The sequence below is a fragment of the Phreatobacter sp. AB_2022a genome (genome assembly GCF_026847585.1).
Classification (GTDB): Bacteria; Pseudomonadota; Alphaproteobacteria; order Rhizobiales; family Phreatobacteraceae; genus Phreatobacter.
On the sequence record NZ_JAPSET010000044.1, the window covers coordinates 1 to 20785 of the forward strand.

Annotated in this window: 24 protein-coding genes; 11 read left to right on the forward strand and 13 right to left on the reverse strand. The window is 69.0% G+C overall.

Annotation, left to right across the window (positions count from 1 at the left end; genetic code table 11):
- Nucleotides 1-81 precede the first annotated feature (81 nt).
- From OZ671_RS25000 to OZ671_RS25030, 7 genes are all read left to right on the forward strand, one after another.
- Nucleotides 82-231 (forward strand): hypothetical protein, encoded by a 150-nt coding sequence (locus tag OZ671_RS25000; RefSeq protein ID WP_268863236.1) that lies wholly within the window; start codon nt 82-84, stop codon nt 229-231.
- Nucleotides 232-359: 128 nt separating this feature from the next.
- A complete protein-coding gene (locus tag OZ671_RS25005) occupies nt 360-701 on the forward strand; it encodes a phosphoribosyl-ATP diphosphatase (RefSeq protein WP_268863237.1) in 342 nt (113 codons plus the stop codon).
- Nucleotides 702-751: 50 nt separating this feature from the next.
- Nucleotides 752-1702 carry a type I pantothenate kinase gene (coaA, locus tag OZ671_RS25010; protein ID WP_038301980.1) on the forward strand — a complete coding sequence of 317 codons (951 nt, stop codon included), beginning with the start codon at nt 752-754 and terminating at the stop codon, nt 1700-1702.
- A 153-nt stretch (nt 1703-1855) separates the two neighbouring features.
- On the forward strand, nt 1856-2641 hold the full coding sequence (locus tag OZ671_RS25015; protein WP_038301933.1) for an enoyl-CoA hydratase: 786 nt from the start codon (nt 1856-1858) through the stop codon (nt 2639-2641).
- 272 nt (nt 2642-2913) lie between these two features.
- The gene (locus OZ671_RS25020; RefSeq protein ID WP_038301934.1) at nt 2914-3201 is read left to right on the forward strand and encodes a DUF2218 domain-containing protein; all 288 of its coding nucleotides are present in this window, start codon (nt 2914-2916) and stop codon (nt 3199-3201) included.
- 137 nt (nt 3202-3338) lie between these two features.
- Nucleotides 3339-4664, forward strand: coding sequence for a malonyl-CoA decarboxylase (locus OZ671_RS25025; RefSeq protein WP_268863238.1), 1326 nt, complete (start codon nt 3339-3341; stop codon nt 4662-4664).
- 132 nt (nt 4665-4796) lie between these two features.
- On the forward strand, nt 4797-5453 hold the full coding sequence (locus OZ671_RS25030; RefSeq protein WP_442957125.1) for a lectin: 657 nt from the start codon (nt 4797-4799) through the stop codon (nt 5451-5453).
- A gap of 30 nt (nt 5454-5483) precedes the next feature.
- On the opposite strand, the gene OZ671_RS25035 is transcribed toward OZ671_RS25030, so the two are convergent.
- The 7 genes from OZ671_RS25035 to OZ671_RS25065 form a co-directional block, all read right to left on the reverse strand.
- Nucleotides 5484-6596, reverse strand: coding sequence for a TMEM43 family protein (locus OZ671_RS25035; RefSeq protein ID WP_268863239.1), 1113 nt, complete (start codon nt 6594-6596; stop codon nt 5484-5486).
- A gap of 183 nt (nt 6597-6779) precedes the next feature.
- On the reverse strand, nt 6780-8924 hold the full coding sequence (pnp, locus tag OZ671_RS25040) for a polyribonucleotide nucleotidyltransferase (RefSeq protein WP_268863240.1): 2145 nt from the start codon (nt 8922-8924) through the stop codon (nt 6780-6782).
- A 265-nt stretch (nt 8925-9189) separates the two neighbouring features.
- Entirely contained in the window at nt 9190-9459 is a 270-nt protein-coding gene (gene rpsO, locus OZ671_RS25045) for a 30S ribosomal protein S15 (protein WP_038301938.1), read from the reverse strand.
- Nucleotides 9460-9694: 235 nt separating this feature from the next.
- Nucleotides 9695-10570 carry an alpha/beta fold hydrolase gene (locus tag OZ671_RS25050; protein ID WP_268863241.1) on the reverse strand — a complete coding sequence of 292 codons (876 nt, stop codon included), beginning with the start codon at nt 10568-10570 and terminating at the stop codon, nt 9695-9697.
- A 3-nt stretch (nt 10571-10573) separates the two neighbouring features.
- Nucleotides 10574-10735 carry a hypothetical protein gene (locus OZ671_RS25055; RefSeq protein WP_268863242.1) on the reverse strand — a complete coding sequence of 54 codons (162 nt, stop codon included), beginning with the start codon at nt 10733-10735 and terminating at the stop codon, nt 10574-10576.
- 201 nt (nt 10736-10936) lie between these two features.
- Nucleotides 10937-11284 carry a DUF1127 domain-containing protein gene (locus tag OZ671_RS25060; protein WP_268863243.1) on the reverse strand — a complete coding sequence of 116 codons (348 nt, stop codon included), beginning with the start codon at nt 11282-11284 and terminating at the stop codon, nt 10937-10939.
- Between the two features lie 102 nt (nt 11285-11386).
- Complete coding sequence (locus OZ671_RS25065; RefSeq protein WP_268863244.1) at nt 11387-12217, reverse strand: helix-turn-helix transcriptional regulator; 831 nt, start codon at nt 12215-12217, stop codon at nt 11387-11389.
- Nucleotides 12218-12340: 123 nt separating this feature from the next.
- On the opposite strand from OZ671_RS25065, the gene OZ671_RS25070 reads away from it, so the two are divergent.
- Nucleotides 12341-12832, forward strand: coding sequence for an MmcB family DNA repair protein (locus tag OZ671_RS25070; protein ID WP_268863245.1), 492 nt, complete (start codon nt 12341-12343; stop codon nt 12830-12832).
- 16 nt (nt 12833-12848) lie between these two features.
- Here OZ671_RS25070 and OZ671_RS25075 read toward each other — a convergent pair whose 3' ends face one another.
- Nucleotides 12849-13421, reverse strand: a complete 573-nt coding sequence (locus tag OZ671_RS25075) for an ActR/PrrA/RegA family redox response regulator transcription factor (protein ID WP_038301983.1) — start codon at nt 13419-13421, stop codon at nt 12849-12851.
- 83 nt (nt 13422-13504) lie between these two features.
- Complete coding sequence (locus OZ671_RS25080) at nt 13505-14905, reverse strand: ActS/PrrB/RegB family redox-sensitive histidine kinase (protein ID WP_268863246.1); 1401 nt, start codon at nt 14903-14905, stop codon at nt 13505-13507.
- 241 nt (nt 14906-15146) lie between these two features.
- Here OZ671_RS25080 and OZ671_RS25085 point away from each other — a divergent pair, with 241 nt between their 5' ends.
- Nucleotides 15147-15419, forward strand: a complete 273-nt coding sequence (locus OZ671_RS25085; protein ID WP_268863247.1) for a type II toxin-antitoxin system VapC family toxin — start codon at nt 15147-15149, stop codon at nt 15417-15419.
- 64 nt (nt 15420-15483) lie between these two features.
- Here OZ671_RS25085 and hemW read toward each other — a convergent pair whose 3' ends face one another.
- Genes hemW through rph form a run of 3 tightly spaced genes read right to left on the reverse strand, consistent with a single transcriptional unit; the run spans nt 15484 to nt 18037 of the window.
- Complete coding sequence (gene hemW, locus OZ671_RS25090; RefSeq protein ID WP_268863248.1) at nt 15484-16665, reverse strand: radical SAM family heme chaperone HemW; 1182 nt, start codon at nt 16663-16665, stop codon at nt 15484-15486.
- Between the two features lie 9 nt (nt 16666-16674).
- Nucleotides 16675-17322, reverse strand: coding sequence for a non-canonical purine NTP pyrophosphatase (locus OZ671_RS25095; RefSeq protein ID WP_268863249.1), 648 nt, complete (start codon nt 17320-17322; stop codon nt 16675-16677).
- A 1-nt stretch (nt 17323) separates the two neighbouring features.
- On the reverse strand, nt 17324-18037 hold the full coding sequence (gene rph / locus OZ671_RS25100; RefSeq protein ID WP_268863250.1) for a ribonuclease PH: 714 nt from the start codon (nt 18035-18037) through the stop codon (nt 17324-17326).
- A gap of 145 nt (nt 18038-18182) precedes the next feature.
- Here rph and hrcA point away from each other — a divergent pair, with 145 nt between their 5' ends.
- Entirely contained in the window at nt 18183-19265 is a 1083-nt protein-coding gene (gene hrcA, locus OZ671_RS25105; RefSeq protein ID WP_268863251.1) for a heat-inducible transcriptional repressor HrcA, read from the forward strand.
- 93 nt (nt 19266-19358) lie between these two features.
- The gene (locus OZ671_RS25110) at nt 19359-19745 is read left to right on the forward strand and encodes a VOC family protein (RefSeq protein ID WP_268863252.1); all 387 of its coding nucleotides are present in this window, start codon (nt 19359-19361) and stop codon (nt 19743-19745) included.
- Between the two features lie 5 nt (nt 19746-19750).
- Here OZ671_RS25110 and OZ671_RS25115 read toward each other — a convergent pair whose 3' ends face one another.
- Nucleotides 19751-20602 (reverse strand): hypothetical protein, encoded by an 852-nt coding sequence (locus OZ671_RS25115; RefSeq protein WP_268863253.1) that lies wholly within the window; start codon nt 20600-20602, stop codon nt 19751-19753.
- Nucleotides 20603-20785 lie beyond the last annotated feature (183 nt).

The following is a 20785-nucleotide window of genomic DNA, read 5'->3' on the forward strand; positions in this document are numbered from 1 at the left end:
GTCCGGCTTCGCCGCCGCCAGCCTTGCCGTCATCGCGAGCGTGGCCGGCCTGTTCGCCGCCCTCCATCCCCTGTGATCGCCATGCGCCATCAGCATCCGCCGGAGACCCTCGTGCCGGTCCGCCGGCCGCCCGGCGCGGACCTGCGCCGCCATGGGCTTGCCCTCGTCATCGCCGCGAACGGCATCGGCATCGCGCTCGCCGCGGCCCTTGCCGCGCTGCTGCGGGTCTGAGCGAGGCGGCGCGCATCGCGCGCCATCCCCCGAACCGCCACCCGTGACATTTGCCTTGATTTCTGCAAGATGCCGCGATCCTGAGCTTCCGCCGCGTTCGAGGCGGGGCCGCCCAGAGCGATGTGCCGATGAGTTCCTTCACGCTCGCCGATCTCGAAGCCACCGTCGCGGCGCGCGCCGCCGCCCCGGTCGAGCAGAGCTACACAGCCTCTCTCATTGCCAAGGGCCCGGTCCACTGCGCCAAAAAATTCGGCGAGGAAGCGGTCGAGACCGTGATTGCCGCGACCGAGGGCGAACCCAAGGCGCTCGTTGCCGAAAGCGCCGATCTGTTGTTCCATCTCCTCGTCGTGTGGAAGAGCCGCGGCGTCACGCTGGACGCAGTGCTCGGCGAGCTCGCCCGCCGCACCGCGCAGTCGGGCCACCAGGAAAAGGCCGCGCGCGGCGCCCCCGCCGCGGGAGCCGGACGATGAACGAGGGACCGGTCGATCCCTTGCTGGCCGACGAGACGATCGGAGCCGCAATGGTGCAGGACGTGGACGCGCCGTCGCCCTACCGGGTGTTCACCCGCGCCGAATGGGCCGCCAAGCGCGCCGACACGCCGATGACGCTGAACCCCGACGAGGTGACGCGGCTGAAATCCTTCACCGACCAGCTGTCGATCGACGAGGTCGAGGCGATCTACCTGCCGATCTCGCGCCTGCTGTCGTTCTACGTCGCCGCGCAGCAGAAGCTGGCGCGCGCCAGCCAGACCTTCCTCGGCGCGACCGATGTGAAGATCCCCTTCGTCATCGGCGTCGCCGGCTCGGTGGCGGTCGGCAAGTCGACCACCTCGCGCGTGCTGCAGGCGCTGCTGTCACGCTGGTCGAACACGCCGAAGGTCGATCTCGTCACCACCGACGGCTTCCTGTTTCCGAACGCCTATCTGGAACGCGAAGGCCTGATGAAGAAGAAGGGCTTTCCGGAGAGCTACGACACCAAGTCGCTGCTGCATTTCCTCGCCGACGTCAAAGCCGGCAAGCGCCATGTCAAGGCGCCGGTCTATTCGCACCTCGTCTATGACGTGGTGCCCGGCGGTCATGTCACCGTCGACCGGCCCGACATCCTGATCGTAGAAGGCCTCAACGTGCTGCAGACCGGCCGGCCGCCGCGCGACGGCAAGGCCATCCCCTACGTTTCCGACTATTTCGACTTCTCGGTGTTCATCGACGCCGAGGAGGACGTGCTGGAACAATGGTATCTCGAGCGCTTCATGCGCCTGCGCGAGACCGCCTTCCGCGATCCGCAGAGCTATTTCCGCCGCTATGCCGAAAAGACCGATTTCGAGGCGATGAAGACGGCGCTGGCGCTGTGGTACGGCATCAATCTCGTCAATCTGCGCGACAACATCCTGCCGACGCGCCAGCGCGCCAGGCTGATCCTGAAGAAGGACGCGAACCACCGCATCGAAAGCGTCAGCCTCCGGCGCGTGTGACGCGCGCGAGAGCCACCGCATCGAAAGCATCAGCCTCAGGCGCGGGCGACGGGCCGGGACCGTGCGGACAGCCCCTCCCATCGGACGGGATGACAAGCCGTGCGCGGACCGCTAGCTCTCCTTGGAACCGCCCACAGCTTCAAGGGAACCGCCATGACGACGCCCGCGTCCTATGAAACCATCCTCGTCGAGACCAGGGGCAAGGTCGGCCTGATCACGCTCAACCGGCCGAAGGCCCTGAACGCGCTGAACAGCCAGCTCGTCGCCGAGGTCAATGGCGCGCTCGACATCTTCGAGCGAGACCCGGCGGTCGGCGCGATCGTCATCACCGGCTCGGACAAGGCTTTCGCGGCCGGCGCCGACATCACCGAGATGAAGGGCCTGTCCTACCCGCAGAGCTATGTCGACGACTTCATCACGCCCTGGGACCGGGTCGGTCAGCGCCGCAAGCCGATGATCGCGGCGGTCGCTGGCTATGCGCTGGGCGGCGGCTGCGAATTCGCCATGATGTGCGACTTCATCCTGGCCGCGGACAATGCCAAGTTCGGCCAGCCGGAGATCAAGCTGGGCGTCATTCCCGGCGCCGGCGGCACCCAGCGGCTGACCCGTTTCGTCGGCAAGTCCAAGGCCATGGAAATGTGCCTGACCGGCCGCATGATGGATGCGGCGGAAGCCGAGCGCTGCGGCCTCGTCTCGCGCGTCCTGCCGCTCGCCGAGCTTCTGCCGGAGGCGCTGAAGGTGGCCGCCCAGATCGCCGACATGTCGCTGCCGATCGTCATGATGGCCAAGGAATCGGTCAACCGGTCCTACGAAACGACGCTCGCCGAGGGCATCCGCTTCGAGCGGCGCGTGTTCCAGTCGACCTTCGGCACCGAAGACCAGAAGGAAGGCATGACCGCCTTCATCGAGAAGCGCCAGCCGAGCTTCAAGAACCGGTGACGCCCCGCCGGCGCGCCACGGCCATCCGCGATCCCGCATCGCGGACGACGGCACGGCGCGTCACGCGGATCGCGGCAGCCTCGCGCCGCTGCCAGGGGTGGCGCAGGGCTGGCTTGCCGAGAGGCACGGCGCGCCGACACGGTCATTTTGCTGAAGTCGCGCCGCGCCATACCCCTGACGCGCGGGAGCCTTGCGGCTCCGCATGCCCAGGTGCCTTTTCATCGCCGCACGAGCGGTCATGATCGGGGCAAGTTTCCCTGAAGAGTATTCATATGCCTGTTTCACTCGCCGACGTCACCACGGCCAATGCCAGCCGTTACCTGCAGCAGCTCTGCAAGCATTGGAGCCATAAGTTCGAGGTGAAGTTCGACGCCCATACCGGCACGGTCCCGTTCAACGAGACGGCACAACTGGTGCTGACCGCCAATGGCGATATCCTGTCCTTGCGCCTGGATGCGCCCGCGGAACGTTTGCAGACGCTCGAACAGGTGGTCGAGGATCACCTGAAACGTTTCGCCTTCCGCGAGGAGCTGCATTTCGAGTGGCGCCCGGCGGCCTGAGGATCGATGTGGCCCGCGGGCGGCGCGCGGCCTTGTGATGCAACCCAGACGATATGCCCACTCGCGGCAGCGCAGCATTCCGTGGCAGCATCGCGGGCGACACGCTTTCGTCCGTCCCCGCGCGCCAAGGCCTGCCCATGACCTTCGTTTCCGACATGCTCGCCACCGTCACCCGGCGCAGCCGCCAATGGATCGGCTGGGACCAGGACACGACGCGGCGCACGCCGGCCGATATCGTAGCGCTGGCCGACCAGCTCCTGTCGCGGCGGGGCGAGGCTTCAGGCGTCGCGCTCGCCCGCGACATCCTGTCGAGCTATGGCGCGCTCGACGCCAAGGGCCGCACGGCGGTGCTGACCGCCTTCGCCGAGCGGTTCGGCGCCGACCACGACAAGCTGAAGGCGGCGATCGCCGACTATGAGGCCGACCCGACCGCGGCCGCAGCAGCCCGGCTGAGCGTCGCCGCCGAGCCGCGCCGTCAGGAGCTGATCCGGCGGCTGAACCTCGCTCCCCGGGGCACGCTGTCGCTGGTGCGGCTGCGCGAGGATCTGCTGAAGCGCCTTGCCGGCCAGCCGGACCTGAAGGTGCTGGACGGCGATCTCGTCCACCTCTTCTCCTCCTGGTTCAACCGCGGCTTCCTGGTGGTCCGCCGCATCGACTGGTCGACGCCCGCCAACATCCTGGAGAAGATCATCCGCTACGAGGCGGTGCATGCGATCCGCGACTGGGACGACCTGCGGCGCCGGCTGCAGCCCGAAGACCGGCGCTGCTTCGCCTTCTTCCACCCCCAGCTCGACGACGAGCCGCTGATCTTCGTCGAGGTCGCCCTCACCGCCGACATGCCCGACGCGATCGGCCCGCTGATCGCCGACGGCGGCCAGCCGGTGGCCGCCGACGAGGCGCGCGTCGCCGTCTTCTATTCGATCTCGAACTGCCAGGACGGGCTGGCCGGCATTTCCTTCGGTTCGTTCCTGATCAAGCAGGTGGTGGAGGAACTGAAGCGCGAGCTGCCGAAGCTGTCGACCTTCGTCACCCTGTCGCCGGTGCCGGGCTTCGCCCGCTGGCTGGCCGAGGAGCTGACGGCGGAAACGTCCAGCCTGTCGGCCGAGGACAAGGCCGCGCTTGCCGTGCTCGACACACCCGACTGGCGCGCGGATGCGGCGATCGCCGAGCGGACCGACAAGGTGCTCGCCCGCGCGGCGGCGCGCTATTTCGTCCATGCCAAGGCGGGCGGCGGCCGGCCGCGCGATCCGGTCGCGCGCTTCCATCTCGGCAATGGCGCACGGCTGGAGCGGATCAATCCCGGCGCCGACCTGTCGGCCTCGGGCCTGAAGCAGTCGCATGGCGTGATGGTCAACTATCTCTACGACCTCTCGCGCATCGAGGAGAACCACGAGGCCTATGCCGAGCGGCGCCAGGTGGTGGTGAGCCCGGCGGTCAAGAAGCTCGCCGCCGCCAAGGCTTGAGCCGGCGCCCGGCCGCAACAGGATTACATGTCTCACAGAGCCGTGTTTGGCGGCTCGCCGGCCCCGATCCTAGGCTCCGGACGGAACCACGCAGCAACACGTGGTTCGACACAACGATCCGGAGGAACGCCCATGCCCCTGAGCCCGATCGGCCGCACAGGATCTCTCGCCATCGCCCTTGCCGCAGCGCTCACCGCCGCGCCGGCCCTGGCGCAGCAGGCCAATATGAGCTTCTTCATCACCTCCGCCGGGCCCGGCCGCGGCGGCGATCTCGGCGGGCTGGAAGGCGCCGACCGGCACTGCCAGGCTCTCGCCCAGGCCGCTGGTGCCGGCAACCGCACGTGGCGCGCCTATCTCTCGACGCAAGGGGCGGGCGCGGTGAATGCCCGCGACCGGATCGGCCGCGGTCCCTGGCAGAATGCCCGCGGCACGGTGATCGCCAAGGACGTCGCCGAGCTGCACGGCACCAACAATCTCAACAAGCAGACCGCGCTGACCGAGCGCGGCGAGCCGGTCAACGGCCGCGGCGACACGCCGAACATGCACGACATCCTGACCGGCAGCCAGGCCGACGGCACGGCGTTCGCCGGCACCGACGACCGGACCTGCGGCAACTGGACGCGAAGCGGCGAAGGCTCGGCCATGGTCGGCCACCACGACCGCCAGGGCCTCAACACCGAGCCGCCGGCGCTGTCCTGGAACACCTCGCATCCCTCGCGCGGCTGCAGCCTGGACGCCCTGAAGGCGACCGGCGGCAACGGCCTGTTCTACTGCTTCGCCGCCAATTGACGGCGCCGGGCCAGCATCCCGCTGCGGAGATCACGTGGCAGGCGCCAGCCCGCGCCTCAGCCACAGCCGTGCCAGGACCGCCGCCGCGACAAGCCAGGCGAGCATGCCGAGCGCCAGGGTCCACCAGCTGGCGGCGATCACCAGCGCGACGAGCATGGCCAGGAACCAGGCGGGCAGGGCGATGGCGAAGACCGGCAGCGCCATGACCAGGCCGATGACGTCGTTGCGCCAGAGCCAGCTCGGCAGGTCCCGTCCCCAGAAGATCAGCACCGCCGCGCCGTAGAGGATCGGCGCCAGGCCCCAGAACCGCATCGTCCAGAGCCACCCGACCTTGTTGGTGTCGCGCGCCGCCGCGAGGAAGGCCGGCAGGTCCTTTGCGCCGCCGACCACCGTTGTCCTCAACCTTCCGCCGTCCTCCGGCGGCAACGGCACGAGGCGGCCGTCCGTCTGGCGCGCCAGGAGGCTGACGGGCCCCGCCGGCGGCATCACCGCGACATAGCTGATCCTGACATCGCCCACCTCGGGCTCCGCGCCGGGCGCGGCCGACACGATCTGTTCGCCGTCGAGCCTCACGCCGCTTCGGCCGAGCGCCGCGGCCACCCGCGGCAAGGCCTCGGCGGTCACGACCCGACGCCCGGCCGCCGGCAGCGAGCCGGCGAAACCGGCATCGAGCGGCATGGCGCCGATGGCGAGGCCTGGAGCGACGAACCGCCTGTAGTCGAGCCGCATCGGCGGATTGCGCGGCGCGTCCGCGCCATTGCCGGCGGCCAGCAGCACGTCCCAGGCCGGGAAGCTCAGCCATTGCCGCCGGAAGCCACGGCCGGCGCTGTCCGGCATCCACTGGAACATCGCGGCCTCGCGGATGAGCGAGAGGCCTTCGGTCGCAAAACCAGTATCGGCGTCAGTCACCGGCCCGGTTGTCCGCACCGGACCGGTGAGGAAGACCAGCCGGCCGTCATGGGCGGGATCGGGTGCGACCGCATCGATGGTCACGATGCTCGCCTGGAAGCGGGCGGCCGCGCGGTTCGCCCTGCGCTCGAGATACTGGCCGAGCACCATGACGAGGATCGCCGCGAGCAGGCAGGCCCCGGCCAGCAGGCGGGGAACGGTGACCGGTTGCGGCTCGGACATCCTCTCGGTCATGGCGACGATCCATGCGCTGCCGGCGGCACTGACGGCACCGCCGCCTGCCTGTCAATCACGCCGGTGTTTCGATGCACCGCCGCCCGGCGCCCCGCGCCATTGCGGCTGCGAAACGCGCCCAAAATGAAACGGGCGGCCGCGCGGCCGCCCGTCGTCAATGCCCGAAAAGCGTTCAGCAGCCGGTCACTCGGCGGCCGCGCCCTCTTCCTTCGGCTTCTTCTCGAGGTCCTCGCCGGTCGCCTGGTCGACGACCTTCATGGACAGGCGGGTCTTGCCGCGATCGTCGAAGCCGAGCAGCTTCACCTTCACCTTGTCGCCTTCCTTGACCACGTCGGTGACCTTGGCGACGCGCTGGTTGGCGAGCTGGGAAATGTGGACGAGGCCGTCGCGCGAACCGAAGAAGTTCACGAAGGCGCCGAAATCGACGACCTTGACCACCGTGCCCTCGTAGATCTGGCCGAGCTCCGGCTCCTGGGTGATCGACTTGATCCAGTTGACGGCGGCACGGATCGATTCGCCATTGGCGGAAGCGACCTTCACGGTGCCGTCGTCCTCGATGTTGATCTTGGCGCCGGTCTTCTCGACGATCTCACGGATCACCTTGCCGCCGGTGCCGATCACTTCGCGGATCTTGTCGGTCGGGATCTTGAAGCTCTCGATGCGCGGCGCGTGCTCGCCGAGCTCGGAGCGGGCGGCGGTCAGGGCATTCGCCATCTCGCCGAGGATGTGGTTGCGGCCGTCCTTCGCCTGGCCGAGGGCGACCTTCATGATCTCCTCGGTGATGCCGGCGATCTTGATGTCCATCTGCAGCGAGGTGATGCCCTCGGCCGTGCCGGCCACCTTGAAGTCCATGTCGCCGAGGTGATCCTCGTCGCCGAGGATGTCGGAGAGCACCGCATAGCGGTCGCCTTCCAGGATCAGGCCCATGGCGATGCCGGCGATCGGCCGCTTGATCGGCACGCCGGCGTCCATCAGGGAGAGCGAGGCGCCGCAGACGGTGGCCATGGAGGACGAGCCGTTCGACTCGGTGATCTCCGAGACGACGCGGATCGTGTAGGGGAATTCATGCGCCGCCGGCAGCATCGGATGAACCGCGCGCCAGGCGAGCTTGCCGTGGCCGACTTCACGGCGGCCGGGACGGCCCATGCGGCCGGCTTCACCCACCGAGAAGGGGGGGAAGTTGTAGTGCAGCAGGAAGTTCTCCTTGTAGGTGCCCTGCAGCGCGTCGATGAACTGCTCGTCCTCGGCGGTGCCGAGCGTGGTCACCACCAGCGCCTGGGTCTCGCCGCGGGTGAACAGCGCCGAACCATGGGTGCGCGGCAGCACGCCGACCTGCGAGACGATCGGACGGACCGTCTTCAGGTCGCGACCGTCGATGCGCTTGCCGTCGTCGAGGATGTTCCAGCGGACGACCTTGGCCTCGAGCTCCTTGAACACCGAGGCGACCACCACCTTGTCATAGACCGGGGCGGCCTCGCCCTCGGGCGCGAACTGGGCGAGGGCCTTCTTCTTGACCTCGCCGACGGCGGCGTAGCGGGCGGTCTTCTCGCGGATCGAATAGGCGGCGCGCAGGTCCTTCTCGACCAGGGCCAGCATCTCCTTCTCGAGCGCGGAATGGTCCGGCGGGGTGAAGTCGCGCGGTTCCTTGGCGGCCTTCTCGGCGAGCGCGATGATCGCATTGATCACCGGCTGGAAATATTTGTGGCCGAACATGACGGCGCCGAGCATGACCTCCTCGGACAGCTCCTGCGCCTCGGACTCGACCATCAGCACGGCATCGGTGGTGCCGGCGACGACGAGGTCGAGCTTGGAATCCTTGATGTCGTCGACATAGGGGTTCAGCACGTATTCGCCGTCGATATAGCCGACGCGGGCGGCGCCCACCGGGCCCATGAAGGGCACGCCGGACAGGGTCAGCGCGGCGGAGGCGGCGACCATGGCGAGAATGTCGGGATCATTCTCCATGTCGTGCGAGAGCGTGGTGACGATCACCTGCGTCTCGTTCTTGTAGCCCTCGACGAAAAGCGGGCGGATCGGCCGGTCGATGAGGCGCGAGACCAGCGTCTCGCGTTCGGTGGGCTGGCCTTCACGCTTGAAGTAGCCGCCGGGAATGCGGCCGGCCGCGAAATATTTTTCCTGGTAGTTGACCGTCAGCGGGAAGAAGTCGAGGCCGGGCTTCGGCTCGAAATTGGAGACGACGGTGGCAAGAACGGTGGTCTCGCCGTAGGTGGCAAGCACCGCGCCATGGGCCTGGCGCGCGATCTTGCCGGTTTCGAGGACGAGCTTGCGACCACCCCAGGTGATCTCCTCGCGATGAATGTCGAACATGGCTTTTTCCTTTCTCGGACCTACGGACGGCGAATAGCCATGGGCAAGACGGCAAGAGGCTCGCATCGTGGCGCCTCAGGCGCCCCGAGCCCCTTGCGATCCTGCCATGGCGATCGGTCTGTCCAGTGTGTGGCCTTGTTGAGCCGGGACCTGACGCCCCCTGGCGCGGTCCTTTCGGATGCGGAGGCTCCCGGAATGGCGAGCCCCTCGAATGCGGAACGGCCCCGGACGCTGTTCGAACGCGCGGGGCCGGTCCTTTGGGAGATCAGCGGCGGATGCCGAGACGCTCGATCAGCGCCTTGTAACGCGGTTCATCCTTGCGCTTGACGTAGTCGAGCAGCGAACGGCGCTGCGAAACCATCTTCAGAAGGCCGCGGCGGGAGTGATTGTCCTTGACGTGGCTCTTGAAATGCTCGGTCAGGTTGGTGATGCGCTCCGTGAGGATCGCGACCTGCACCTCGGGCGAACCCGTGTCGCCAGCCTTGGTGGCGAATTCCTTGATGATCTCGGCCTTGCGGGCATCGGAAACCGACATCGGTCAATCCTTAGCGTTGAGAGAGTTGTCTTGCGGCCAAGCCGGGATGTCGTCCAGCGTGGTCGGATGGATCCGCGGGCCAATGGATGATGCGCGCCCAAGCGGATACGACGACATGAAACATGCCGCCGAAGGCGCGGCTTATACACGAAATCGGCGCAAAGGGAAGCGAGACGGTGATCGACCGGAGAACCCGGTACCACCGCCTCGCCCTGTCGCTTCATATGGTGGCTGGTCAGACCGACAGCCAGTGGGCCCGCAATTCGCGGTTGAAGGCCTCGGCGCGCTCTTCGGGGAAGAACAGGCGCGCGCCGGCGAATTCGACGCGCCGGCGGGTGCCGGGGATGGCTTCGGCCAGCCAGCGCGACCATTCGATACCGAAATAGACGTCGTCGGTGCCCCAGACGATGAGGGTGGGAACCTCAAGGCGCAGCAGCTCCGGCTCGACGGCGCGCGTATGCCGGTTGTCGAAGGCGGCGAGGAAACGCTCGAAATCGCGCAGGCGCTGCGGGCTGCGCAGCAGCGGCTCGAGATAGATCTCGATCGTCCGATCACTCACCTCGCCCGGCCGCTCGTAAGCCGGCCCGAGCGCGGCCTCCGACCGGTAGATGGCCTTGTCGGCGCGCATGGCCTCGAGCGTTTCCTTCAATCCGCCCGCCCGCGCCACGGCGAGGAACGGCTGGAAGGCCTCCGGCGGCCAGTTGTCATGCACATCGCAGTCGGTCAGCGTCAGGCTGCGCAGCCGCTGGGGATGGCGGGCCGCGAAGATCTGGGCGATGCCGCCGCCGCTGTCGTTGCCGACGAGATCGACCGCGTCGATGCCGAGCCCATCGAGAAACTCGACGAGCATGTCGGCATTGGCGCTCACCGAGACGTCCTGGCCGCCGGCGATCTCGGTGTCGCCATGGGCGAGCAGGTCGAGCGCGATGCAGCGCCTGATATCGGACAGCGCGGCGAGCTGGTGGCGCCAGAGGTGGCTGTTGAGCAGGACGCCGTGGACGAACAGCGCGACGGGGCCGGAGCCCCGCTCGACATAGCTGATCCGGCCGGACGCGGTCGCCACGCTGCCGCGCGTGACGACCGGCGAAGCCGCGGCATTGCCGGTCGCCATGGCTCAGGCCTTTCCGGCCGGCTTGACGGAACCTGCCGCGCCGGCCTCGTTCAAGGCCTCGGCGCAGGCCTCGCAGCACACTTCCACCGTCTTGCCGCCGACCTTGACCTTGATCGTGACGGCATCGAGTTCGCAGTCGCAGGCGGCGCAGGTCCTGATGGTCATGATGTGTCTCCTCACGGGTTGCCCGGCATCGGGCATGGCCGAAGCAGACACCCGGAAAGCCTTCTTCCGCTGTCAGATTCTTTAGCGACCTGCACGGCGGCGGTCGGCGCGACCGACAAAAAGAAGCCGCCGTGGCGGGCACGGCGGCTTTGGAGGCGTCGGCGGACCGGCACGAGGGGCCTGCGCCGCCGCCGAAGACGATCAGGAGGCGCCGCAGCGCAGGTCGAGGGCATCGGCCGGACGGGACCTGTCGGCGGGAGGCGGCCAGGCGACGCTCCTGTCGCCGCCCGAAACCCGCCGGCCGCTGCGGCGCTCCAAAGCCCGCGCGGCGAGAAGGGCGGTCGGATCGTCGAAGAAATCCACGGCCGAGGCCGCGTGCAGATCGCCGCGGCTGAGCCCGACGTCGCGCAGCGCGCCGTCATCCAGTTCGCACAGGGCCTGGTAGTCGCTGCGGGCCCGGTGCCAGGCCCTGACCGCAGCGAGCGCTTGCGCCGTGCGCGCCGCCAAAACGGTGAATCCTGCCGTGAATGTTGCGATGGCGAGGGCCATGGCCTGTCTCCTTGGCATCCCCGAGGGGATCGATGGAGACACTCCACCACCCGGCGCCGCAGGCCGCTGTCGAAATCTTTAGCGATCGCCGGCGGGACGGCGTCAGCGCAGATTCACCTGCCGCTGGAACTCGGCGGGCGTGCGGCCATAGGCCTGGCGGAACGCCGCGCTGAAATGGCTGTGGCTGGAAAAGCCGAGATCGAGCCCGAGGGCGGTCAGATCGTCGTAATCATCGAGCAGGTGCAGCGCGCGGGCGAGCCGCGAGCGCAGCTGATAGCGATAGAGCGGCACGCCCTCGACCTCGCGGAACACCTGGGTGAGATAGACCGGCGAGACGCCGACCTCGCGGGCCACCTCGGCCAGCGTCCATCGGCGGGCGAGGTCGGATGCAAGCACCAGCTTGGCGCGGTCCACCAGCTTCTGCCGGCCAGCGCTGGCGCCGGCGGCCTGCGAGGTGCGCTCGCCGAGAGACCGGCGCACCAGAGTGAGCACCAGCGTTTCGGCCTCGAGCGTCTCGGCGACCTTGCGGCTGAGACCGTGCCGGATCAGCGCCAGCAGGGCCTGGGCCCTGGGATCGATGCGCCGGCGCGCCCGTCGGAAGGCGAGCTCCGGCCCGTCCCGCAACTGCTCGCGCGGGACGAGCTCGCGCAGGAGCTCCTCGTCGATCGAGACCGACAGGCAGGCATCGCCGCCCTCGACGGGATGGCTGACGCGATAGCTCTCGCCGGCATTGAAGAACAGCACCTGGTTGGCCTCGGCCACCGCCGCCTGGCGGCCGACATGGCGCACGTAGACCCCGCGATAGGGAAAGACGAGATGGGTGGACCGGGCGCACTCCTCGGCGCTCTGGTGCCGGCATTTGCCTGCACACACCACGTCACGGACCGACATGGTCTCGGTCTTGAGCAGCACTTCGACGGAGAAGTCGGCCATGGGTCCCGGTCCGCGGCGCGCCGGCAGCCTTGATCCGGGCGCGTGGACATCATAACCCGGCCGTGGCGGCGCGGCGAGCCCGGACCTTCCCCCGCGGCCCGGAATCGACCACATGATGACGTGATGGAACCGAACCGCTTCGCAATCTCGCCGGTGCCGCCGGTCGACGGCCGCCAGTCGGAACGCGCCCTCGCCATCGCGCGCGGCGCGACGCGGCTTCTGGCTGCGCTCGACTTCGCGGTGGTGCCCGAACTGCCCCTGCCGTCCGGGCGGCGCGCCGATCTCGCCGCGCTGAACGCGGCCGGCGCGCTCTGGATCATCGAGATCAAGTCGTCGATCGAGGATTTCCGCGCCGACCGCAAATGGCCGGACTACCGTCTGCACGCCGACCGGGTCCTGTTCGCGGTCGCGCCCGACTTCCCGGTCGAGATCCTGCCCGAGGACGCCGGCCTGATCCTCGCCGACGGCCATGGCGGCGACCTCGTGCGCGAGGGTCCGGCGACGCCGCTCGCGGCGGCGACGCGCAAGGCCATGCTGCTGCGTTTCGCGCGCGCCAGCGCCGGCCGGCTCACCCTGCTCTACGACCCCGCGGCGCGCGGCATGTGGGATCTGTGACCGGCGCCCGCGCCGCTCAGCGCGGCGCGCGCTTGGCGAGGATCCGCTGCAGTGTGCGGCGATGCATGCCGAGGCGGCGCGCCGTCTCCGAGACGTTGCGGTTGCACAGTTCGTAGACGCGCTGGATATGCTCCCAGCGCACCCGGTCGGCCGACATCGGGTTTTCCGGCAGGTCGCTCTTGGTCCGGGCGACCGACAGCAGCGCCGCGAAGACGTCGTCGGCATCCGCCGGCTTGGCGAGATAGTCGACCGCTCCGAGCTTCACCGCGGTGACCGCGGTGGCGATGTTGCCGTAGCCGGTAAGGATCACGCCACGCGCATCGGGGCGCGCCGTCTTCAGCGCGGAAATGACGTCGAGGCCATTGCCGTCGCCGAGCCGCATGTCGACGACCGCGAAGGCCGGCGGCCGGGCGGCGACGACGGCGAGGCCCTGAGCGACGCTCTCGGCCGGCGTCACGTCGAAGCCACGCGCCTCCATGGCGCGGCACAGGCGCTGAAGAAACGGCTTGTCGTCGTCGACGACCAGCAGCGTGCGATCCGCCGGCAATTCGACCGGTGACGTCTGACCGGCGGATTCGGTCTCCAGCATGTCCTGCACCTCCTTCTTGGCCTCGCACCGCGGCGGCGCCGCGGCTCTCATATCTCTCTTACTTAGGAATTTTCGGCCCCAGCTCAAGCCTGACCGGCCGGCGCACCGGCCGGCAAGGTCGCGCCGAGCCGGTCCGCCGGCCGTTCGGTGAAGGCCGCACGCGGCCAGACCACCTCGACGACCGCGCCGGTTTCCGGCGCCGGCCTGTTGCGGAAGGTGATGCGCGCGCCGGAGCGCTGCAGCAGCGTCTTGGCAATGAAGACGCCGAGCCCCATGCCCGACGGTTCCTCGCCGGGCTGATCCCGCAGCGGGTCCTTCTTGGCACGCCGGCCCCGCTCCTTGCTGCGCTGGGTGAGGTAAGGCTCGCCGATGCGGTCGATGATGTCGGACGGAAAGCCAGGACCGTCGTCGGCGACCGTCACGGTCACGTCGCGCTCGTCCCATCGCGCGGTCAGCTTCACGGCCGACCTGGCGAAATCGACGGCATTCTCGACGATGTTGCCGAGCCCGTAGAGCACCGCCGGATTGCGCTGCAGCGCCGGCTCGCCCTCGCGGTTCGCCGGCAGGTCGACATCGATGCGAACATCGAAGAACCGATGCGGCTGGACCACCTCCTCCACCAGCTGGGCGAGCGGCATGGTGTCGAAGGGCGCATCACCGCCCGACAGGCTCTTCAGCTTGGCGAGGATATCGCGGCAGCGCTTCACCTGGTCGCCGAGCAGCGCCATGTCTTCGCCGACCGGGCCGTCCTTGGGCAGGACGCGGGCGAGCTCCTTGGTCACGAGGGCTATGGTGGCGAGGGGCGTGCCGAGTTCGTGGGCGGCGGCCGCCGCCAGCCCGTCGAGCTGGGACAGGTGCTGCTCGCGTGCCAGGACGCGCTCGGTCGCTGCCAGGGCCTCGGTGAACTGGCGCGATTCCTCGGCGACCTGCCACGCATAGATGCCGATGAAGCTGATGCAGAGCACGAGCGCGGCCCAGACGCCGACGAGATAGAGCGTCGGCAGGCGCAGGTCGTCGCGCCACTCCCAGGGCAGCGGCAGATGCACCAGCGCGACGAAGCTCGCGCAGACGATGGCGAGAAAGCCGATGATCAGCGTCATGCGCGGCGGCAGCGACGTGGCCGAGATCAGCACCGGCGCAAGCAGCAGGAAGGCGAAGGGGTTTTCAAGCCCGCCGGTGAGGAACAGCAGGAAGGCGAGCTGCAGGATGTCCCAGGCCAGCGAGGCGCCGGCCTCCGGCGCGTCGAGGCGGTGGTTGGCCGGATAGCGCAGCCGCAGCGAGACGTTGAGCCAGGCCGAGGCGCCGACCGCGATCAGGCACCACTCGATCGGCAGCGAGGAATCGAGGCCCCAGAACACCGAGAGGATGGCCGCGGTCTGGCCGATGACCGCGAACCAGCGCAGCCGGATCAGCGTCTCCAGCCGGACGCTGCGCCGCCAGGTGGTGGTCTCGGTCAGAAGGTTGAGGCCGAACTTCACGCGCATCGGCAAGATCTAGCAGGTGCGGGCAAGCTGCGCAGCGGCCTCCTTTTGTCGCAGTGGAAACGACGGCGGATACCTTTTTGCGAAAGCGGGCCGCCCGACGACATGTGGGGCCACTGATGTTCGTCGACACTTCGGCGATCGTAGCGATCCTGGCAAAGGAAGCCGATGCCGATTTCTTTGCCCTCAAGCTCGCCGCGGCAGGGCAATGCTGCACATCCGGGCTCGTCATTGGGAGGCCGCCATGCGGCTCGCCAGCCTGCTCCAGATCGACCCAAGAGAGGTCGAGATCGACATTCAGCGTCTGCTCACGGAGGCAAACATTTCCGTCGTTGCTATCGACGCAGGCATCGCCAGACAGGCGGTCGCAGCCTTCGCACTCTATGGCAAAGGGCGCGGCCATCCGGCCCAACTCAATCTCGCCGACTGCATGTCGTACGCATGCGCGAAAGCTTATCGGGCGCCGCTTCTGTTCAAAGGCAATGATTTTTCCCAAACCGATATCGCGGCGGCCTGACGGATTGTGATGTCCCGGCTCGCGGGCGACATAGGGATAGCGCCCGAACCTCTCGCCGCTGCCATCACATCGAAAGGTCGGCAACGACGGCGTCGAGCACCGGAAACCCCCGCGCCGTCACCTTCAGCCGGTCGCCCGCCATCCGCGCGACCAGGCCCTCGCCTTCCAGAAAAGCGATGCGCTCGGGATCAAGCACCCGGCCGGAAAGGGCTTCGTAGCGCTTGAGGTCGATGCCTTCGGCAAGCCTCAGCCCCATGACCAGGAACTCGTCGACGGTCTCCTCCTGGACGAGGCGCTCCTCCTCGATGATGCCCGAGCCCTCGGTTTCGACGAGGGCCGCCCAGGTTTCGGGATGCCGCTCGGTCGAGGTCGCGATGCGGCCATTGCCGAGGGTCAGCCGGCCATGCGCGCCGGGGCCGACCCCGACAAAGTCGCCCGAGCGCCAGTAGATCAGGTTGTGGCGGCATTCGGCGCCGGGCCGGGCGTGGTTGGAAATCTCATAGGCGGGCAGGCCGGCGCTCATGCAGATGTCCTGCGTCAGGTCGTAGAGCGTGCGCCCCATATCGGCGTCCGGCATGGCGAGCTTGCCGGCCTTGTGCAGCGCCTCGAACACGGTGCCCGGCTCGATGGTAAGCTGGTAGAGCGAGAGATGCTCGGCCGCCTCGCCGATGGCGCGTTCCAGCTCCGCCGCCCAGGCCTCGGGCGTCTGGCCTGGCCGGGCATAGATGAGGTCGAAGGAATAACGGTCGAAATGGCGCCGCGCGATCTCGACCGCCCGCAGCGCCTCGTCGACCGAATGCATCCGCCCGAGGCTCTTCAGGTCGGCATCGTCGAGCGCCTGGACGCCGAGCGAGACACGGTTGACGCCGGCGGCGCGAAAACCGCGGAAGCGCTCGGCCTCGACGCTGGTCGGATTGGCCTCCAGCGTCACCTCGCAGTCGGCGGCGACCGGCCAGAGCGCCGCGATGCGGTCGAGGATCGCGCCGACCGTCTCCGGCCGCATGAGCGAGGGCGTGCCGCCGCCGAGGAAGATCGAGGAGACGGTCCGCCCGGGCACGCGCGCCGCCGCCGTGCCGAGCTCGCGCGCGAAGGCGGCGACGAAACGCTCCTGGTCCGGCGCGACATGCCGGACGTGGCTGTTGAAGTCGCAATAGGGGCATTTCGACGCGCAGAACGGCCAGTGCACATAGATGCCGAAACCGGGGTCGCCAGCGCCGCCGCTGCCGGGAGGTCGAAAAGCCGTCATGGCGCGAAGTTAAGCCTTGTCCCCGGACTTTTCGAGGACCGCTTCGGCGAGCCGCAGGAAGGCCCGGGCCCGGTGCGACAGCCCCTCGCCATGCGGCGGCAGGCCGTGTTTCACCTGCCTGTCGATCTCGCCGAAGGTCTTGTCGAAGCCGTCGGGAACGAACATCGGGTCGTAGCCGAAACCTTGCGCGCCGCGCGGTGGCCAGGCGAGCGTGCCGAAGACGCGGCCCTCGAAAATGGCCTCCTCGCCGTCCGGCCAGGTCAAGGCGATGGCGGAGACGAAGTGGGCACGGGCGCCGGCCGTGGCGACGCCGCGCAGGCCGAGCTCGCGGTCGACACGCGCCATCGCCGCCGCGAAATCGCGCGGCTGGCCCGCCCAATCGGCGGTGAACAGGCCTGGCGCGCCGTCGAGCGCCGCGATGGCGAGGCCGGAATCGTCGGCGACGGCAGCAAGGCCGGTGGCGGCGGTTGCCGCGCGGGCCTTGATCAGCGCGTTCTCGGCATAGAGCGTGCCTGTCTCGGCCGGCTCGGGCAGCCCGAGCTCGCCCGCCGAGACCAGTTCGACGCCATGGGGGCCGAGCAGGTCGCGGAACTCGTTGAGCTTGCCCTTGTTGTGGGTCGCCACCACCAGGCGGGTGCCGGGGCCGAGCTTGCGCATGTCAGGCCACCGCCGTCTTCTGCAGGTCGACGAGCCGCGTGCAACCGGCCTTGGCGAGCGCGAGCAGCTGCAGCAGCTCGTTCTCGGAAAACGGCGTCTTCTCGGCCGTGCCCTGGATCTCGACGATGCCGCCGCCGCCGGTCAGCACGAAATTGGCGTCGGTCTCGGCCTCCGAATCCTCGGCATAGTCGAGGTCGAGGACCGGCGTGCCGCGATAGATGCCGCAGGACACGGCCGCGACATGATCCTTCAGCGGATTGGCCTTCACCATGTCGCGGGCCTTCATCCAGGCGATGCAGTCGTGCAGCGCCACCCAGGCGCCGGTGATCGCCGCCGTGCGGGTGCCGCCGTCGGCCTGGATCACGTCGCAGTCGACGGTGATCTGGCGCTCGCCGAGCGCCGGCAGGTCGACGATCGTGCGCAGCGCCCGGCCGATCAGGCGCTGGATCTCCATGGTGCGGCCGGTCGGCTTGCCGGCGCTCGATTCCCGGCGCGTGCGCTCGAGCGTGGCGCGCGGCAGCATGGCATATTCGGCGGTGACCCAGCCGCGGCCCTGGCCGCGCAGCCAGGCCGGCGGCTTTTCCTCGAGGCTCGCCGTGCACAGGACGTGGGTATTGCCGAATTTCACGAAACAGGAGCCCTCGGCATAGCGGGCGACCGCGCGTTCGAGCGAGACGGGGCGCAGCGCGTCGGGCGCGCGTTTGGAGGGACGCATGGCGGTTTTCTCGGATCAATGGAACAGCGGTTCTTACGGCGAGCCGGCCCGAAGGACAAGGACGAGGCATGGTCCACATGCCGCGGGCGGCTTGATCCGGCCGGCCGAACCGCCCAAATTCGGGGGGTCAGGAGGCTAACGAACCTTGTCCGCCGATATCCCGCATCTGCCGGCCAGTCTCTCCACGCTCGCCCAGCTCGACGAGCGCTCGCGCGAGATCTTTCGCCAGATCGTCGAGAGCTATCTTGCAACCGGCGAGCCGGTCGGCTCGCGCAATCTGTCGCGCCTTCTGCCGATGACCCTGTCGCCGGCCTCGATCCGCAATGTCATGCACGATCTCGAGGAGGCCGGCCTCATCTTCGCGCCGCACACCTCGGCCGGCCGCCTGCCCACCGAAAGCGGGCTGCGCTTCTTCGTCGACGCGCTGATGCAGTTCGGCGACCTCGCCGAAGCCGAGCGCAATGCGATCGAGGCGCAGGTCGCGGCCTCCGGCGCCGAGCGGTCGCTGGAAACCGTGCTGGCCGACGCCTCCCAGCTGCTCTCCGGCATGTCACGCGGGGCCGGCGTGGTGCTCACCTCGAAGTCGAACGCCCGGCTGAAACATGTCGAATTCGTCCGGCTCGAGCCGGAAAAGGCGCTGGTCGTGCTCGTCTCCGAGGATGGCCAGGTGGAGAACCGGATCGTCCCGATCGCCCCGGGCCTGCCGCCTTCGGCCCTGGTGGAAGCCTCCAACTTCCTCAATGCGCGCATTCGCGGCCGCACGCTCGCCGAAGCACGGCTGGAACTGCAGCAGGGGCTGGCGGCGGCGCGAGCCGAGCTCGACGAGCTCACCCAGAAGCTGGTCGAGGCGGGCCTTGCCTCCTGGTCGGGCGGCGATCCGGGCGACCGGCGCCTGATCGTGCGCGGCCAGGCCAATCTGCTTGGCGACCTCAAGGCGATCGAGGACCTCGAGCGGATCCGCCTCCTGTTCGACGACCTGGAATCGAAACGCGATCTCGTCGACCTGCTCGACCGCGCGGAGACGGCCGACGGCGTGCGCATCTTCATCGGCTCGGAGAACAAGCTGTTCTCGCTGTCCGGGTCCTCGATGATCGTCGCGCCCTACCGCGACGGGCAGAGCCGCATCGTCGGCGTGCTCGGCGTGATCGGTCCCACGCGGCTCAACTATGCGCGCATCGTGCCGATGGTCGACTATACCGCCAAGGTGCTGTCCCGGCTGATCGGCTGACCTGCCGCATTTCCGCCCGCCGGGGATCGGACGATGGCCTGCCGGCGTTCCGCCGGCGTGAGCGTGGCAGCGCCAGTGTCGCGGGAGGCCGGAATGCACGGCAAGTTCAACTGGAACGAGCTGATGACCGACGACGTCGAGAAGGCCAAGGCCTTCTATGCGGCGACCGTCGGGTGGACCTACCAGAAATTCCCCATGCCGGACGCCGAGTACTGGATCGCCCATGCGGCGGACGGCACGCCGGCGGCCGGCATCATGTCGATGCCGCCGGACGATCCCGAGGCAATGCCGGGCTGGCTCTGCTATGTCGAGGTCGACAATGTCGACGAGCGCTGCCGCGGGGTGGCGGGGGCCGGCGGCGAGGTGCTGCAGGAGCCCTTCGATATTCCCGGCGTCGGGCGGATCGCCATCGTCAGCGATACCGCCGGCGCGATCATCGGCTGGCTGACCCCGGCGGCCGCGCCCAACGCCGCGGCCTGAGCGCGTCAGTTGCGGTGCCGCCGGCTGGTCTGGGTTTCCGGCGTCGCCGCGACACGCGCTTCGAGCGCGGCGGCGCGCGCCTCGGTATATTTCAGGGCGCAATAGCCGAGGCCGGCATCGGTCGTGCCGTAATTGCGGCAGACCCTCTCGCGATTGGCCCCGAAGCCGGCCTGCTCGCTGAGGAAGGTGCGGCCCTCCGGCGTCGTCCTCAGCCGCTGCTGCAGCGTCCGGCGCGCCGCGTTGAGGCGGCGGTCGGCGGCGCCGCGCGCCCGCTCGACTTCGGCCTCGGGCGGCATTTCGCGGTCGACCGGCCCCCAGAGGCCGGTCGGATCGACCTGGCAATCGTCGGAGAACCGGCAGGCGCCGCCGGGCGCGGAGACGATCGCGGCATCCGACAAGAGGTCGATCACCATGGTGCAGCCCGGGAAGGACGCCTCGAAGCGCGACAGGCCCTCGGGCCGGCCGAGCGGCGTCAAGGTCACCACCTGGCCGGCGTTGAGATCCGGCGTGCACATGCTGCGGATGTCGTTGCCGCGCCGGCCGACGCCGGTCGCGGCGATGGTGAAGACCGGCTGGGCCGGCGTGCCGCCGCGGGTGATGACCATGGAGCCCTGCTGGCCAAGGAAGCGCAGGGTGCGGCCGGGCAGCGTCTCCTCGCCGCGGCGCGGCGGCGGGCCGGCCGGGCCGCGGTTCGCCGATGAGACCCCGCCGCCGCGATGGCTCGGAGCGCTGGACGGGGCGACGCCGCCGCGCGGCGTCGGCGCCGTGGCGCCGGGCAATTGCAGCTGCGCGTGCGCCTCCATGCCGCCGAAGGCGGTCAGGGCGGAAATCGCCAGAAGGAGGACGAGACGCGTCATCGAGGGGTCCGACAGAGCAGAGAACCTTTGTCACATAGCGCGACGGAACAGCCGGGTCACCTCGCGTGAGGTGCAGGACTGCGCGTCGGCGGGGTATTGTTGCCGTTGCGCCGCAGTTGTCCGTTGGGAGGGGCCGGCCCACCGCCCTGTCCCGGGCTCCGGCGGAGGCCCGAAGGGATCGTG